This is a genomic window from Mucilaginibacter sp. (assembly GCF_964263795.1).
Taxonomy (GTDB): domain Bacteria; phylum Bacteroidota; class Bacteroidia; order Sphingobacteriales; family Sphingobacteriaceae; genus Mucilaginibacter.
Window position 1 is genome coordinate 16,561 of sequence record NZ_CAXVWK010000125.1, and the last position, 17,252, is coordinate 33,812.

The following is a 17,252-nucleotide window of genomic DNA, read 5'->3' on the forward strand; positions in this document are numbered from 1 at the left end:
TATCGATGGTCAGCCTATTAGCCAGGCACGGTTAGCTGCTAAAAATTCGCAGGGGTTGTAGTTGAGTTCGGTACTGCGGGTTTTGGCAAGCGGCACGGCCGGGTTCCCCGCAACGATGGCTCCTGGTGCTACAGATTTAGTTACTACTGCCCTTGCACCCACTACGGCCCCGCGGCCAATAGTTACACCTGGTAGTAACATAGCCCCCTGGCCAATCCATGCAAAATCTTCTATCACCGTATCTTTAACTATCTGCGACCATGCCGCGTCGGTTACATCGTGGCTGGCGGTTAAGATCTCCACACCGTCGTTAATGCAAACATAGTTGCCAATAGTCACTTTACCATGCAGTACCATATACACTCTGCCGATGAAAGTGAAACTGCCAACAGTTAACCGGCTTTTATGCCCTTCAATTTTTACCAAGCCAATTTCGGCACGTTCATCAATAACAGCTCCTTTGGTTACGAGTTTATTGCGCCTGCGGTTCATCTTCACTACCTGCCGCAAAAGTAAAAGCCGTTTTGCCCACGCCCTGTTAAAAGCGTCCGATCCAAACGGAAATTTAACACGATTTGTAAACAGATAATTAAAACTTGCCATTAAACGCAGATAGTAAACTTTCGAGCTGTTGTGCTATGGCATCTACACCAATTGCGGGCTCTGATGTTTTATTTAAGTTATCGTAAAATTCTTTAAAGTTACCTTTTTGATAGTGAAATACGCCATTGGGATTAACCACGTTTTTTACGCCCTGGGGATGCCAGTCCCGGGATACGCTTATTACCGGTAATCCATGTGCCCGCATAGCGGCAAACGATCCGCTTTTATCTGTAAGAGCCAAAGGTGTGGTGGTGATCCCGATAGATGCCGAGTGCAGTTCGTCCGATATCCGTTCTGACGACTGCTTCCCTATAATGTTAGCTTGCAATCCGGCAATAGTCCATTCTTTAACCCAGGTTTCCTGTTCTGGGCCGCAATGGCCTAATAAGGTGAGGTTCAAACTAATGTCATTCACTTTACCGTAATCCGCAACCTCCCGGATAAACTCTTTTGCCGGGCCGCCATGATGAATGTTACCGAATAGTACAAAGTTTATAGACCTGTCATTACCAACCGGCTTTTTGTTGTTAGCTACTGAAATATTGGAATAAAGCGGCATATAATGAGCTTTATAGCCCATTTGCTGCAAATACTGTTGATACAATTTCGCCTGTGTAGTAATTACCGTTGGTTTTATTTTTTTTAATAAAGACGCGATGAGCTGCCTTTGCACCCAGCCCCAGGTTTTGTGTTTGGCTGTAGATTGTGCGTCCATGCCAACCCAAAGTTCATGAATCATAACATGCCATCGCGCCGTGTTGCTTAAGGATAGCAGCCATTTACTTAGCCCGGCCTTAAGCCCCTTTTCATGAAACCCAAACGGAACAAATTGCAGGCTGATCCATTGCGGGTTGAGCGCGGTTATCAGATCTCTGGCTAAAGCGTACCGTTCTTTATCGTTTAATGTTGATGGTAAGCGCATAACAGGTACGTTAACGCCATCAGCAAACTGATGAGTAGTAATACTTGCATCTGCAAAGCGATCATTAAGGGCAATGATGGTAGCAGCTGCGCCATTTTCAAGCAGGTTTGCGGCAAGCCTGCGGGTATAGTCGCCAACGCCGTCGCGCCCGGGTTCAAGCCCGCTGCACAAAAAAATCAAATTCAAACCGCCCTTATTATGATCCATTAAATAACCTGCAGTAATGCGATTTAATATTAACCATAATTTTTAATCAAAAAAATAAATGTTCGCCTGTAACAGCGAACCTTAAATATCCGTCTATCGTATTAAGCAATCATTAACTTAATCATTGATCAATTGAAAATTTGTTGACATTTAATTTTAAATTTCAATTCATTAATCTATATTCAACGTTAATCATTTTTAGTATGTTTCCCCTGCAACACCTAAAAAGCAATTTTACTGAGTAAAGATCAGAAACGTACGACCAATTAAATGAACAAGCCCTTTTTATATTGCAAAAAATGCAATCAACCGTTTCATTACAAAAACCGCACTCCCTTTTTAATGAGGACGTTGCTGTTCTTTATACCTATTAAAACGTTTTTTTGTGCCCGTTGTATGAAAAACCGTTACCGGGTCATGGATAGCAGCGAAGTAAGAAAATATCAGATTTAGTTATTGGAATAACCTTCGGTAAGATAACTGATAACCCGGTGCTTTGGTTTCGCGCATGCGTATCACTTTGGCCGGCACTCCTCCCACGATAGTATAGGGGGCTACATCCTTGGTAACAACCGCACCTGCTGCAACAACGGCCCCCTCCCCCAGTGTTACTCCCGGCAGGATCGTGGCCCTGGAGCCGATGAACACGTAATCTTTGATAACGACAGGCAGATCGCGACTGGCAAAAGTTGCAGAATCGGGGTCGTGATCAGCAGATAAGATCATCACTTCTTGCGATATAGAAACGTTATTGCCTATACTGATGCTGCTTTTGTTATCCAACCGGCATTTACCGTTGATCACCGAATTATTACCGATCTGAAAATGTTGCGTGCAATCAAAAGTACAGTCCATTAAAATAGCTGAATTGTGGCCAATAGTGTAGCCCATCACCACCCGGTAATAAAATTGCCTGATGGTATGACTTGGAATTGCAGCAACCCACCTGTTGCATATATAAATCCTGAGCTCAGCAATAAAACGCCTCATTGTTTTGTTTTTAATCCTGCCAAAACTGCTTTTTTATAACAAGCATGTTGAATTTTTCTTTAGCCAGCAATTTTGCGCGGACCGATACCTTTCGCTTGTTGCTCATCAACTCATCCAGGCAAGCAAGCATGTCGACTGCATCTAAAGAGGTGCAATCAACAGCTGCACCTGCTTCTTTGAGCATCAGGCATGCCGCGCTATCTGCCGGGCCATGATAAAGCATCGATCCCGGCGCCCCCAAATAGCCTACCATTTTTGTGGAAAGGCTATACAGATAAAAGTCCGGGTCGTTATATTTTATGGGAAGATACAAAATTGATGCGGCATCCATTTCCTTTTTAATTGCTTCATCACTGATGAAATCGTTGCGATATTCAGTCGCAAATGCCCTTTCGTTTAAAAATGATACCTTTTGTGTGCCCCGCATAATTAGTTTGACGGTAATGCCCCTACCCGCCAGCACATCGAGCGCCTGAGCCAGCACCATAAAAAGCGGGTGATATTCGTTATGCAACAAACCCGAAAAGTAAATGGTTAATGGCGTTAAGGGGTCGATCTCTTTTACATCCGACAGTTCGCCTGGGAGTAAACCGTCGGTAATAATTTCATACGGCATGCTGCCAAACAACCGTTGATATTCTAACCCCATTTGTGCAGATATGACCAAGCGGCGGTTCGCGTTTGTCCAAAGTGTTTTGGTGTTATCAAAACCAGTGCCTGCCGCGGCAAAATGATCATGAAACGACACCCAAAGTTGTTTACCGTTCAGCAACTGCTTATCGTAAACTGCCATTACATATGAGCCATGGCAAATAACGTGAACAGCATCAAACTTATTTTGTGAAGCAATTTGCCTGATACGATTCCGTGTGTAGCCGGCCATTGCCTTTTCGCGCAGCCAAATAAACAGATTCCGCACTTTCCACCGCATCCATGAGCGTTGCACCGGGTAAGCCGTAACAATGGTTTCGGCCATAGGCCCTGCTAAAATGTAGTTATTGTTTTCTTTTACACCGATGGAAATTACCTGCGCTTCCCTCCCATCATACAAACGCCGTAACACGCGCGACGCCCCTCCGTTTTGATATAAAGAAACTGGTTGAAAAGATAAAAGCCTTAGCATGTTGACAGGATAGCCGGGTTAATATGCGCTAATATATGCAGTATGGCCGATAAAAGCATTGTTATACCTGCTGGGCCCAAAAACGCTCACGTATGGCAGCCATATCGAATTGCTTTTGGGCAATTTTTTTTGCGTTGATGCTGTATTGGTGGTCACCCGATATGAGGCGGCCAATGGAATTTGCAAGATCAACCGGATTCAAATCAGTAAAACAAAGCCCCGCATGATGCTGCTGAAGCAATTTGCAAGCGGCACTGTCGGCAGGGCCATGGTAAAGTATGGTGCCGGGTGCTGCAAGGTATCCCACCATTTTGGTTGACAAGCTGTAAAGATAAAACTCCGGACTCGTAAATTTTAATGGCAAATACAGCAGATCCGATGCATCCAATTCCGATTTAAGTTCGGCATCGTTCAAGGTCATCGGGCGGTAATCAACATTAAAAGACCGGCCATTTAAAAACTTAAGGTTTTGTGTCCCACGCAGTACGAGATTGAATTTTTTACCCTGAGTGTTCAACAGATCAAGTGCGTTGGCAAGGGTTTTAAACAGTGGTAAATAAGTTATATGCAGTAAACCGGCAAAGTAAATCGTAACCGGCTCTTTTATGATTGTTGCGGCTTCACTTAACTCGGCTGCGGTAACCCCATCCGTAATGACTTCATATGGCCGGATTCCAAACTCCTTTTGATATTGCGTACCCAACTCATCCGATATCACCAGGCGGCGGTGTGCCCGGTTCCAAAGCAACTGCGTATCTGCAGGGGGGCTCTTAATTTCCTTATAATGATCGTGAAAGGATACCCAAATCTGCTTGTCTTGGCAGATGATATCGTTACAGAGCGCAGCTGAGAACGTATCATGATTGACCACGTGGAGTACATCAAAATCAATTTTGGCTGCAGCATGCTGTACCTTTTTTACGGTTAGGGGCTTAAAAGCTACTGTTCGCATCCAGATAAGGAGGTTTCGCAGTTTCCATCGCGCCCAGGGCATTATTACAGGAGAAGCATGAACCACAATTTCGCGCACCCTACCTTTAGGTGGTAATTCTGCCGATTGCTGAATGATAAGAGCCGTCACCTCATCCTCGTGTCCCTGGTATAAGCGCCTTAAAATGCGGCTGCCACCACCATTGGCATACAGGGAAAACGGATGATAGGAAAGTATTTTCAATCGGGATAGTGGTTAATGTCTTGCAGATAAAGCTTCAACGATCTGGCGAACCGTTTCTTCTAATGAGATTGTAATGTTCCAATCCGGATAATGAGCCCGCATTTTATCAAGGTTGGATATATAACAAATATGGTCGCCTATGCGGTTTTCTTCAACGTAGCTGTAAATCTGCGCTTTCCCGGTATACTGTTCGGCCAATTTAAAAGCTTCCCAGATAGAACATGAGTTTTGCCGGCCGCCACCAATATTGTAAACTTCGGCAATACGCGGTGCTTTGATGAAAGCATCAATAAACGCGGCCACGTCAAAGGAGTGAATGTTGTCTCTCACTTGTTTGCCCTTATAGCCAAACACCTTATATTCTTTTTCTTCGATATTACACTTTACCAGGTAGCTCAGAAAGCCGTGCAGTTCAACCCCGGCATGATTTGGGCCGGTTAAACATCCGCCACGCAAACAGCAGGTGGGGATACCAAAATATCTTCCATATTCCTGCACCATCACATCCGCCGCTACTTTGGATGCGCCGAAGATGGAATGTTTACACTGATCAATTGAAAAATCTTCGCTTATGCCGTCGTAATATTTTTTGTCTGCGTAATCCCACCGGCTGTCATGCTCCACCAGATCAATAAAATTAGGGCCATCCCCATAAACCTTGTTGGTTGACATATGAATAAATGGCGACTCCGGGCAAGCCTGGCGCACTGCTTCAAGCAGGTTCAATGTCCCTACCGCATTAGTATCAAAATCATCAAAGGGAATTGCAGCCGCCCTGTCATGTGATGGTTGGGCAGCCGTATGCACAATTGCATCAGGCTGAATTTGCTTAAGCAGATCTAAAACCCCGCTCCGGTCACGGATATCCAGTTCATGATGGATAAATCCTGAGCCTATTACATTTTGAATACGGCTTTGGTTCCAGCGGGTATCGCCTTGTGCACCAAAAAAAACAGCACGCTGGTTATTATCAACACCATGTATCTCCCAGCCCAAAGCTGCAAAATGGAGGCAAACTTCAGAACCTATTAATCCGGATGAACCTGTAACCAGTAATTTTTTAACGCTGTTTGCCATATCGAGATGCAATACCAGATTTAGTTTGCGCAAATGTACATTACAAATTTAGTTCTTTGTAACCGAAAGCCACTTTTCGCGCATCGGGAGGGTGCCAACCTCAGTTTTCACCAGCTGCATGGCATTATGCAGTATCGCCCTTACCTGCTTATGGTTATTTAAAAGGCCAATGCCGGTTTTAATATCGTCGGGCGCGGTTGATGTTATTGTTATTGCTGCATGATGCATTTGTAAATAGTTGATCATGGCAGCATAGGGCGGCCCAATTGCCAGAATAGGAACGCCGCAGGCAAGGTACTCACTCATTTTAGTAGCAATATTAAGCTGCGACATGTTGCGTAGCTGATCTTCAAAACTTATCGGCAATAGCACCGCGTCATACGTTCGCATCGTTGTAAGCACCTCATCGTGAGGGATCCGCCCTTTAAATTTTACTTCGTTACTTTGCAAGTCTGCAGGTATCTCCATCACACCAGAATAAATGTGCAATTGTGTTTCTGTATCCTTTATCGCATTTTTTACAGCAGCCAATGCATCGTGCTGCCACAAAGCAACGGCCCCGAAATAGCCGATCTTTAGGGATTTATCACGGTTATCGGTTACCGGCCCAATGTTTTCAACCGCGTCTGACGAACCGAATAATACAGTAGATTTTACACCGAAGCGTTGCAGGTAAAATTGCTGCATGGCAGGGCTTATTACAAACACATGCGCAGCGTTGAGCAAGTGCGCTTTATAAATGGGTTCGATATATCTTGGATATACAAAATCGCCATTTATAAATTTTACCAAATGGTCATCCATTACCCAGGTAATGTAGTTTACCTGTCTTAATTTCTGTAACTCGTGCAGCACCAGTACTGCGTTAGCTCCCTGCGGACAAACCAGCAAATTTAAAGTTGCATGGTCTTTAAATTTCTGGTGGATAATAGCTGCGGCTTTACGGGCGTGCTGTTTCAACGCTGCCGGCAAACGGCCCGCTTTTGCTGATACAGTTCGGCCGATCATTTTTCTTACGGTATCACTATCCCAAAATGATGGCAGATCGATAACACGGCCGGCAAACTGTGGTGACGCGGGCAGATCAGTTGCGAAACGATTAACATGAATAAAATGATCAATTCTATCCAGGTCATCTCCCAGAACGCGTTGCAGGGTTAAACCCCCGCCGTGAAAATCGGATACCGACATTTCTGAAAGGTAAAAGTCGAACTTCATTGCAGGCCCCCCGTATCTATGTATTCTTTCCAAAAATCGAGGTGCTTATACCAGGCGTGGCACCCTAAAGGCAATTTACCACCATTTAATTTTAAGGATTCGGTTAGATTATACTCAAAGCTGAACGTTAAAGCGCTAACCGGATCAGCAATTTTAAACCACGGAAACAACTGCGGAACAACCTCGCTCCAGACATGGTCTTCATTGAGGTGAAAACCGGCAAAAGGGAACCCGAATTTGCCGTTTATATAAATTTCGTAGCGTCCGCCGGTTGCGTTGTTAATTAACCTGCGCAAGTTTGACGACCATGACAAAAAGACCCGGTACAGCAGCCAGCCAGTCTTAAAGCGGCCCATGCTGCTTAACACATTGATGCAAGCTGGAATATTACGTATAGAAAAGCCCGAGTTACAGCCTTTAATAAACGGCGCCCCGAACGTTGCTGCCCAATAGCCTTCAAAAAATGGCGCACCTATAAAATCGAATTGAAATACATTTGTACCAGAAAAGTTGGCGTTAAATATGTAAGCATCCAGCTCGTAAGTGAGCATATATTGGTATTGGGCAAACAGCTGATAAAACCTTAAATCGAGTTTCATTTTATTGTATTGCTCAACAGAAGCTAACCATTGCGGGTTTACAGCTTTAAGCTTTAAACCGGGATAAATTGCCAGGTAAGCGGCGATATCCATATCAATTGGATGAACCAGATAGCAATCATATCCCGACAAATGGCGACGGGCCGCTTTCAGCGAAATCATCTCCGCAGCAGATGGTAACGGTTGATGCACCGGTATTATTACACACATATTTGGATCTGCATTCATTCAAATAATCTGTTTAAACGCCTGCTTAACCGGATTCGCAGTAAGCGCAGCCTGCTATTTAACTGCAGATAAGATCTGTATTGCCCATTGCTACTTTCAAAGAATGCAGCCTCGATGACGGTTTTCATATCATCAGAAAAACGGAATTTGGCAACCGTATACCTGATAAATTTTTGAAGCAAATGTTCTTTAAACTCTGTTTGGTTTAGCAGGCCGTCAGTCAGCATAATATTTAGGATCTCCAATTCTTCTAAATAATTACTACCGGTGCTGTACATTTTGCCGCTTACGTCTTTATCGTGGTTCCGAAAATAATTAAGTACCCTGCCCGATATAAAAACATCCCCCTGCTTAGCCATCTCGGTATAAAACATCCAGTCGCCGCTCATTTTAAACGACATGAACCGCTTTGAAACATGCTCAAACGATGCCTTACGAAATATAAGCATACTCGCGTTCCAGATGGAGCAATGATCGGCCAGATAGCTTTTTATATAAGTTTGGCCATCAACGTATTCTTCAAGCTTATTGTGTACCGAGGTTTGTAAAATGTTACCGGCGTCATCCACTGTATGGGTTTGCGCATATGCCAGTGTACATTTATCATTACCGGCAACTCCAATTAACAAAACTTCCAGCAGCGTTGGTTCGCACCAGTCATCGCTTTCGGCTATCCAAACGTATTCGCCCGTAGCTAATTCAATCCCTTTGTTCCATTGGTAAAAGGGGCCGCCGCTGTTTTTTTCGTTTAAAAGGATATGGCTTATTTTAGAGTGATTCCTAAATTTTTCGATCACTTGCCGGCTATCGTCGGTCGATTGATCATCCAAAATGATCAGTTCAAAATCCTGGCAGGTTTGTGCCAGTATCGAATTTATCCGCTGCGTTAAGTAAGGCGCATGGTTATAATTCGGAACAATGACCGATACCTTAACCATTTTTTAAACTTTTAGCGGTTTGTTCCAGGTACTGCCGGCCCCAGCGGGCGTCGGGCTCCAGGTGGTTACCTTCGGCCCATTCATTCCATGCGTTGATAAACAAATAAGTATCGCGGCCTTTATATTCGGTGGCCAAATGATCAAGCCATCGCCCGTATTCCTGCGGCGTAGAACCATCAAAGATCACAGCATCCTTTTTACGCCTTGCCGAGTTGTCCCATCCCGGGGTTATACCGGGATAAGCGTTTTGGCCGGTATCAGCTTTCAATTTAACCATCTCGTTTACATATTGCGGGTAAGAGTATACCCGGTTTATGAGGTGAGGCTGTTGCTGCATTCCCAGCTTACTTTTAATCCTGCTGCTCAAAGGGAATACCCTGTCTACAGGAATATCCCACTGGTGCGGCTGAAAATCTATAGAGCAATCAAAGCCGGATAACAGGGCAGTATTTTTATCATTGGAAGATGCTTTCATGTAACCCAGGTATAACTCTACACCAACTTTAGCGGCCTCTGCGCGCCATGTACTAAGCGTGCGTTGTATATCCGGAAACAAAAGCGGCTTGTAAACCACAAAAAAGGGCTTATTATTTACCCGGATATATCGTGGGTCGGTAAAAAAGGAATTGAGCAAAAATTGGATATGCGCTACATCATCCGCTTCGCTGTAATTTTGCTGCATCAATATTTCCTGGTCTTCACCGTCCCATCGGCGTGTCCAGTTCTCATTCGCCCAGCAAAGCATGAATGGAAAATCGGGCTCGCCTGATTGCAGTATCGCATCTACGGGCTGGTTTAATAACCGTTTACCGTTAAACCAGTAATGATAGTAACAAAACCCGTGAATGCCGTACTGCTTTGCCAGTTCGGCCTGCGCTAAGCGGGCTTCTGCTAACCGCAGATCGTAAAAGCCAAGGTCGGCAGGCAGATGCGGCTGGTAATGCCCTTTAAACAACGGGCGGGCTTTAGCAACGTTAGTCCACTCGGTAAATCCTTTACCCCACCACTCATCATTTTCAGGAAAAGGATGAAATTGCGGAAGATGAATGGCTATTGGCTTTATCATAAATGCGTACCGTAAGGGTATTGCTAAACTAAAGATAGATGTAAAGATATTATTTAAAAAGCTTACGGTAAACCTGCCGGGCCAATTGCATAACGCCATCCACATTTTTTATCCGGTAAAAACGCAGAACCTGTACAGCGGCAATAGCCGTTAAGCGGGCTGCTTTTAAATGAGGGTTGTTTTTTGCATAAGCCGATATCATTGGGCGCACATTGCCCTTGTTGTTGGCGTTATTATCCCAAATGGCATTTTTAATCATGGCCCTAAAATTATGGTAACCAGGCTGGTAAACCTCATCATATTGTTGCTTTGCTTTAGAAAAGCCCTGGTTTAATATGGATAGTACGCAGCCGGTAACATAGTCAATGCTCTTTTTAGTTACCTCGATTATATGATTGGTAGGCTGGCCCCACTGCTGCAGATCGTACTTAACGCCGGCAAAATAATCGGAACCGCGACTTAGTAATTGTAGTGTATTGAGTTTTTTTGCCCATGTAGATGTTGCCAGCCAAGTGATACCGCTTGAGCAACCGATCAACAAAGTGCAGTGCTTGGTAAGTTCGGCATTATCACGATAGGTTAGCGAACTGGCATCAAGGATCTGCGGGTGCGGGTGGTTTAGCGGCGTTGGGCTCGATAAGATAAAGCAAACGTCTTTGCATTCGGTTAAAACTTTCTCAGCCACCGATATTGCCATGTTAACATTTACAAACGACTGCCCCGACCCCGGCGCACATTCAAATAATATCACCTCGCGGTACATGTTGAGTTGATTATCGGCAGCAAAATGGGTTACACGATCAACCTCCTCATCACTTAAAACCACAACCGGATCTATGGGGACAGTTATCGGCCGGTTATATCCCCGCAACTCAGAACTGCGGATAGTTCCATCGAAATAACGCCAGTGCGGGGAGATTTGCGTGTAAAATACTTTATCATAAATACCAGCCTGCAACCGCCTGTTAGCTTCTGCTTCAAACTTATGCCAGCCATCGTAATAAAAATCGTTGTTTTGGATATCCACATCCCAAACCTCATCAACATGCGGATTAAAGTTGAGTATAGACTTGTACCTGGTGGCAATTGCCCAGGTAATGTGGCTATCGGGATGGTCGGCCTTTATTTGCCTGGCAACAGTTGTTACGTACAGGCAATCGCCATAACACGCTAACTGACCAATCAAAAACCTTGTCCCCATTATTTGCCGGCTATCATGCGCGTAAAATTAGTGTCGATATTGTCAATACACTTGTTTCGTTGCAGGTTTAATATCGCCAATTTTTTTACTACTACATCCTTTTCAGCAGCCGCAACAGTTTCAAATTCATAAACCTTTTCCTGCTCGTGCCACAGGTCGCAATTCACTTTGGCCAGTTCGGCAAACACTTCGCCTATAGTGCCTTGTACATCTTTAACCTCGTTGCCTTGCTGTTTAAAAACCTTATTGGCTTTAAAAGTAAGCTGGTCAAGCGGTATAAGCCCATTAACGGCATCAGCAATAAAGTCGTTTATTTCGGCAGCAAGCATTTGTTCCTGCTGGCTAAGGCTTTGCAGCCGGGTATCATCTTCCGTATGGTATTGTTTAAGCTTAACAATTGTTAATTTATCGCAAAGAGACCCTAATGTTTCTGCCATAGTACGCTAATGTTAACTGGATTGGTAATTATTAAACCATTCCTTGTGTACAAAGATGGTATTTATGTAAGTATCGGCAAAAACAAAATAGCCCTTTGATAGCATCAGATCAATTATTGACGTTACTTTTGGCTTAATATGATTTTCGGAATATGCGCATGTTTCTACTATCCAAACCGGCACCGGGTATTTTAAAAAATCAAAAGCCTGTAAAACTTTATAATCCACCCCTTCTACATCCAGCGAAACTAAATGCGGCAGTTTGCCCTGCAGGGTGTTAATTATAATATCCTCAATGGTGGTTAAAATAACCTTGCGGGTATCGATCAGTTTAAAAAGCCCCGACCGTATACGCGTATCCGCCTCCTCTTTCGATAAGGTATTCAGTGCCGGATGATCGAATACAAAGAGTTCCGCCTCCCGGCCGCCAACATCATTTATAGCCGCATTGACCACTACATCCGCAGGCCTGGCAGTTTGAATACGTTTGGTGAAATCAAGATCAGGCTCAACTAAAACGCCGCGGTTCCCTTTGCTGTAAAAATAATAGGTATTATTACAATCTATCGGGTCGTTTGCACCAATATCGATGTAAGAAATCTGGCTGATGCCCATCGATGAGAAAAGATACTCCACCACACGGTCTTCCCCCGCCTGCGAATTAGAGTTGTTAACGTTCATAACTGGCGGCTGTACAAACCTGAACAATATTTTTTTTACAAACGTTTTTAATTTACGCATGCTATACAATTTCGATCTCGGGAAGCGGGAAAATAAACTTGCCGCCTTTTTCTATGTAGTCAGTTTCCCGGGCAAGTATGTTATGCTTAAAATGCCATGGAAGCACTAAAAAATAATCGGGGTTCATGGCGCGTGCTTCCCTTTCAGATATGATAGGGATATTTGTACCTGGAGTAAATGACCCAAACTTTTCCTCGTTAACCTCGGCTATGTAAGGGATATGCTTCGTAGTCAATCCGCAAAACTGCAGCAACACATTACCTTTGGTAGATGCACCGTATCCAAAAATAGTTTTACCATCGGCTACCAGCGCTTCGATAAGGTCAAGCAGGTTTTTGCGGTGCTTAAATACCCGCTCCTCAAAGTCCCGGTAGGGTTTAGGGGTATCCAGCCCAAGGTCGCTTTCCTGTTGCAGCATCCAGTTTATAATAGCCGTGTTTGACTTGTAAGATGCACTGGTTTTACAGGCAGTTACCGCAAAACTCCCGCCGTTAACGGCGTTCATCTGCACATCAACCACGCGCATGCCGCAGCTTTCCAGCAGGTTTTTCACCACTTTAAACGAATAGAATTCCAGATGTTCGTGGCAAATGGTATCGTACGAGTTAGTACGCAGCATAGATGGCATATAGCTTTGTTCAAAATGCCAAACACCTTCGTTATCCAGTACGCTTTCTATGTCTTTAACAAAAGTAACGGGGCTCTCCAGATCATAAAACATCGCGATAGATGTAATGATACGTGCCTTATCCTCGTCAAATTCATTTTTGAACGCCTGCGCGGTAAAAAAGTCCGGGATAAGCTTTATCCCGTTGGTATAGTACTCTTTAAATTTAAGGCCGGTTGGGTCTATCCCTACTTTGCGGTGCTTACCCGTATATGCCTTAAGTGACGTGGCATCATTACTGCCAATATCTATCACCAAGTCCGTATCGGCTAACTTAACAAGGCGTTCCAGCGTTTTTATCTTGTTGGTTAAGTGGCTAACCATTGATGCGTTAAGGCCAGAGCGATACCCGTAATTATCGCCATACATCTCATCAAGGCTGTATGATTGTTTCATTTGCAGCAGGCCGCTGTCCGGGCACCATACCAAATCCAACGGGCCTTTGGTTATTTCTTCATCAACAGATTTAGGGAACACACCTGTAAGATACTGCTCGCCAAGAGACAATACCTTTATCAGGTTTTTGCTGCCGCTAATTCTGCATTTTTCTATTTCAGTATACATAAATACCTTAATTTCTTTTTAAAATCCATTTATCCTTTATAATGATGCAACCGTAATCAATGCCTTCGGCAAAGGCAAAATCAGTTCCGTTATCGTAAACCGTGATCGGGCATACATCATCGTGCATGTCATAGGTTATCAAGCCCGTCTGCGTATTTAAAGCTACTAAAAACGAATAGTTCATAGGGGCAATTAACCCGCCGGGCACTACAAACTCTACAATGATTTCTGTTGCGCCGGGCTTATAAAATTCCGAGAGTGATTTGTTAACTGTAAACACCCGCCTTTTATCCCTGGTTAGCATAGCCAACCCTATATTTTGTATGGGATCATAATGTGCTATCCCGATCACAATCGTAAGATGGATCTCTTCCGAGTGTGAAAAATTCGTAGTAGTTTCATTAACAGCGTTACAGGCAAACAGTTGCTTAATATAAATATCGCTGGTTTTACCCGCAAATGCAGTAGCCTGGCTTAAACTTTGGCTGTAATAGCTTTTAATAACGTCATCCGGCGAACCGGCCTGCTCTACCGAGCCTTTATCCATTAAAATACACTTATTACAAAGCTGGGTAATACTACCCATATTATGGCTTACAAATAAAACTGTACGGCCTTCGCCCTTACTTACCTCATTCATTTTGCCAAGGCACTTTCTTTGAAATTCGGCATCGCCCACGGCGAGTACTTCATCTACAACCAGTATCTCACTTTCCAGGTAAGCTGCCACTGCAAATGCAAGGCGAACATACATACCACTGCTGTATCTTTTTACAGGCGTATCGATATACCGCTCAACACCCGAAAAATCGACAATTTCATCAAACTTGCGCGCCACTTCCTTTTTGCGCATACCCAGTATTGCGCCGTTCAAAAAAATATTCTCTCGCCCGGATAGCTCGGGATTAAAACCTGTGCCAACCTCCAGCAAACTGGCAATACGGCCCTTAACTTTTACAGTACCGCTTGTGGGTGATGTAACCCGGCTAAGTATTTTTAACAATGTGCTTTTGCCCGCGCCGTTACGCCCGATAATACCTACCGCGTCGCCTTTATTTATATCAAAATTAATATCCTTCAGGCTCCACACAATATTGCTCTGCCCTTTTACTGCCCTATCATTGGCTTCGCCAATTTTAAGAAAAGGATCTTCTTTGCCGCGCATCATTGCCCACCACCGGTTAAGATCGTTACTGAGTGTGCCGGTGTTAAAATCGCCAAGCTGGTAGGCTTTTGACAGATTTTTAACTTGTATGGCAATATCACTCATAGGCGGCAAAAGCTGGTTAGATGGTGTCGACAAAATTCTTCTCCACCTTGTTAAATACAACCAGCCCTATAAAAAAGATGCAAAGGCTTGCTATGATGCTATACAAAAAAGCACCGCCATAAAACTGGCCGGTACCTAAAAAACCATATTTGAAAGTTTCTATCAACCCGCTCATAGGGTTAAGCGATATCAGCAACCGGTATTTTGCAGGCGCAGCCGCTAAAGGGTAAATAACGGGGGTAGCGTACATGAGTAGTTGCATACCAAAGCTTACTATAAAGGCCAGATCCCGATACTTTGTGGTGAGAGCGGTTACAATAAGGCCCAGCCCCAGCCCCAAAATTGCCATTAAAAGCATAATGACCGGAAACAGCAGCAGGTAGGCATTAGGTTGCAGCACACCGGCGCCGCCCATGTAATTTATCTTGACAAAAAAATACAGATATGACACGATGAAAAGGGCAAACTGCACCCCAAACTTAACCAGGTTTGAGAAAACTATACTTAGCGGCATGATCAGCCTTGGAAAATAAACCTTGCCAAAAATAGCGGCGTTATCCCTGAATACGGTTGATGTTTTGGTGAGGCAATCGGCAAAATAGTTCCAGGCGATGGTACCTGCCAGGTAAAACAATGGTTGTGGTGCTGCCCCTGTTTTTATATTGGCCAAGTTGCCAAAAACGAATGTAAATACTAACGTAGTAAAAATAGGCTGGATGAAGAACCATATGGGGCCAAGAATGGTTTGTTTGTAAAACGACACAAAATCGCGTCTTACCAGCAGCCACAGTAAATCGCGGTAGTTCCAAACATCTTTTAGGTGCAGGTTAAAAACAGTATCATGAGGCTTAATAACTAAATCCCATTCCTGGTCTACACTGTTTACTTCCATGTGGTTTCAATTGTCATTACCTGCAACCAGGTAATACGTTAAATAAATCCCTGCAATTACTTTTTGCGCTTAAACACGCGCCCTACCCTTGCTGCCAAACCCTTTTCAGGGCTTTCATCCTGGGTGTAGCCATAGCCACCGCCAGCGCCGTAACCGTAGCCTGATCCATAGCCGTAGCCGCTGCCATAACCCTGGCTATAGCTACCTAAAACACCACGCAATCTAAGTCCGTTAAACACCACGTTAATGTTTGATAATTCACGGTTTGCGTAAAGGTTATCAACCAGTTTAAGGTAATGCTTAGGGGTATATTTATGCCGCACCATGTAAAGGCAGGCGCTTACATACTTGTTCAGGATCTTGGCGTCGGTAACTAACCCAATAGGCGGCGAATCGATAAGGATGTAATCAAAATCTTCATTTAGCTTAGCCATCAACACATCAAGGCGCCCGTTAAGCATCAGCTCGGTAGGGTTTGGCGGTATGGTACCTGCAGGTAGTATAACAAGGCCGGGAATTTTCCTGTCCTCCATTGATAAGGATATTTGCTCATAAGTAGCAAGCCCGGCAAGATAATTACTGATACCCGGCTCCTGGTTTATCTCCATCATCTTGCTGATCTTGGGTTTGCGTAAATCAAACTCCATTATAGCAACTTTTTTACCGGTTAACGCCAAACTCACCGCAAGGTTTATTGCTGTAAAGCTTTTACCCTCTCCCGATATCGATGAGGTAAGTAATATCGTTTTATTTGCCCCGCCTATACCGATGAAGTTAAGTGATGTACGCAAAGCCCTGAATTGCTCGGCAATTACCGTTCGGCTACCGTCTTTAATAACCAATGTTTTACCAGATTCATCGTGTAAAATCTCAGCCAATACGGTGGCGTCGGTGGCTTTTTCAATCTCAGAACGGAACAGCACTTCCTGGTTGTACTGCTCACGTATCAGCACAAAAATTACGCCTGCTATAACACCCACAGATAAACCCATCAGGTAGATATTAAGCGGGATGGGGCGGATAGGCCCGCCTTTGTTTTCTGCGTAATTTACAATGCGGCTATCAGCAACCGATGCGGCACGCGATAACTGCACCTCTTCTCGCTTGGTAAGCAACAAGGTGTAAATATTGTCTTTAATGCTGCGGTTTCGGCTGATCTCCAGGTAAGCACGCTCTTTTTGAGGCAGACCACGCAACCTGTCTGAATTTTGGTTCCCTTCAGATTTCAACATGTTTTGGGTAGAAAGTAAATTGAGTTGTAAAGCGCGCAAGATCTCCAGGATAATTGGCTTTATCTTGTCAATCCGCTCTAGAATTGCATTAACTACCGGCGAA

At 44.2% G+C, this 17,252-nt stretch carries 16 protein-coding genes and 1 pseudogene; all 17 read right to left on the minus strand.

What is annotated here, in order from left to right:
• Window positions 1-9: 9 nt before the first annotated feature.
• Window positions 10-603, minus strand: coding sequence for an acyltransferase (locus ACE5CV_RS19710; RefSeq protein ID WP_374951921.1), 594 nt, complete (start codon window positions 601-603; stop codon window positions 10-12).
• A complete protein-coding gene (locus ACE5CV_RS19715) occupies window positions 590-1,732 on the minus strand; it encodes a hypothetical protein (protein ID WP_374951922.1) in 1,143 nt (380 codons plus the stop codon). Before ACE5CV_RS19715 ends, ACE5CV_RS19710 begins: the two co-directional genes overlap by 14 nt.
• Window positions 1,733-2,236: 504 nt before the next feature.
• Window positions 2,237-2,395: pseudogene (locus ACE5CV_RS19720) on the minus strand (DapH/DapD/GlmU-related protein); the annotation flags it as partial.
• 337 nt (window positions 2,396-2,732) lie between these two features.
• On the minus strand, window positions 2,733-3,845 hold the full coding sequence (locus ACE5CV_RS19725) for a hypothetical protein (protein ID WP_374951923.1): 1,113 nt from the start codon (window positions 3,843-3,845) through the stop codon (window positions 2,733-2,735).
• Window positions 3,846-3,906: 61 nt separating this feature from the next.
• Window positions 3,907-5,019, minus strand: a complete 1,113-nt coding sequence (locus ACE5CV_RS19730; RefSeq protein WP_374951924.1) for a glycosyltransferase — start codon at window positions 5,017-5,019, stop codon at window positions 3,907-3,909.
• Window positions 5,020-5,031: 12 nt separating this feature from the next.
• Complete coding sequence (locus ACE5CV_RS19735) at window positions 5,032-6,096, minus strand: NAD-dependent epimerase/dehydratase family protein (RefSeq protein WP_374951925.1); 1,065 nt, start codon at window positions 6,094-6,096, stop codon at window positions 5,032-5,034.
• A gap of 48 nt (window positions 6,097-6,144) precedes the next feature.
• Window positions 6,145-7,314: a hypothetical protein gene (locus ACE5CV_RS19740; protein WP_374951926.1), complete on the minus strand. Its 1,170-nt coding sequence runs from the start codon at window positions 7,312-7,314 to the stop codon at window positions 6,145-6,147.
• Complete coding sequence (locus ACE5CV_RS19745) at window positions 7,311-8,141, minus strand: DUF5672 family protein (RefSeq protein ID WP_374951927.1); 831 nt, start codon at window positions 8,139-8,141, stop codon at window positions 7,311-7,313. Before ACE5CV_RS19745 ends, ACE5CV_RS19740 begins: the two co-directional genes overlap by 4 nt.
• Entirely contained in the window at window positions 8,138-9,079 is a 942-nt protein-coding gene (locus ACE5CV_RS19750; protein ID WP_374951928.1) for a glycosyltransferase family 2 protein, read from the minus strand. Before ACE5CV_RS19750 ends, ACE5CV_RS19745 begins: the two co-directional genes overlap by 4 nt.
• Window positions 9,072-10,145: a glycoside hydrolase family 99-like domain-containing protein gene (locus tag ACE5CV_RS19755; protein ID WP_374951929.1), complete on the minus strand. Its 1,074-nt coding sequence runs from the start codon at window positions 10,143-10,145 to the stop codon at window positions 9,072-9,074. The genes ACE5CV_RS19750 and ACE5CV_RS19755 overlap by 8 nt, the downstream gene beginning before the upstream one ends.
• Window positions 10,146-10,194: 49 nt before the next feature.
• On the minus strand, window positions 10,195-11,346 hold the full coding sequence (locus ACE5CV_RS19760) for a hypothetical protein (RefSeq protein WP_374951930.1): 1,152 nt from the start codon (window positions 11,344-11,346) through the stop codon (window positions 10,195-10,197).
• On the minus strand, window positions 11,346-11,783 hold the full coding sequence (locus ACE5CV_RS19765; RefSeq protein WP_374951931.1) for a hypothetical protein: 438 nt from the start codon (window positions 11,781-11,783) through the stop codon (window positions 11,346-11,348). The genes ACE5CV_RS19760 and ACE5CV_RS19765 overlap by 1 nt, the downstream gene beginning before the upstream one ends.
• Window positions 11,784-11,795: 12 nt before the next feature.
• On the minus strand, window positions 11,796-12,524 hold the full coding sequence (locus ACE5CV_RS19770) for an FkbM family methyltransferase (protein WP_374951932.1): 729 nt from the start codon (window positions 12,522-12,524) through the stop codon (window positions 11,796-11,798).
• 1 nt (window position 12,525) lies between these two features.
• A complete protein-coding gene (locus ACE5CV_RS19775; RefSeq protein ID WP_374951933.1) occupies window positions 12,526-13,755 on the minus strand; it encodes a class I SAM-dependent methyltransferase in 1,230 nt (409 codons plus the stop codon).
• Between the two features lie 7 nt (window positions 13,756-13,762).
• Window positions 13,763-15,025 (minus strand): polysaccharide ABC transporter ATP-binding protein, encoded by a 1,263-nt coding sequence (locus tag ACE5CV_RS19780; protein WP_374951934.1) that lies wholly within the window; start codon window positions 15,023-15,025, stop codon window positions 13,763-13,765.
• Between the two features lie 16 nt (window positions 15,026-15,041).
• Window positions 15,042-15,917: an ABC transporter permease gene (locus tag ACE5CV_RS19785; RefSeq protein ID WP_374951935.1), complete on the minus strand. Its 876-nt coding sequence runs from the start codon at window positions 15,915-15,917 to the stop codon at window positions 15,042-15,044.
• A 56-nt stretch (window positions 15,918-15,973) separates the two neighbouring features.
• The coding region (locus ACE5CV_RS19790; RefSeq protein WP_374951936.1) for a polysaccharide biosynthesis tyrosine autokinase at window positions 15,974-17,252 on the minus strand (1,279 nt) is incomplete at its 5' end.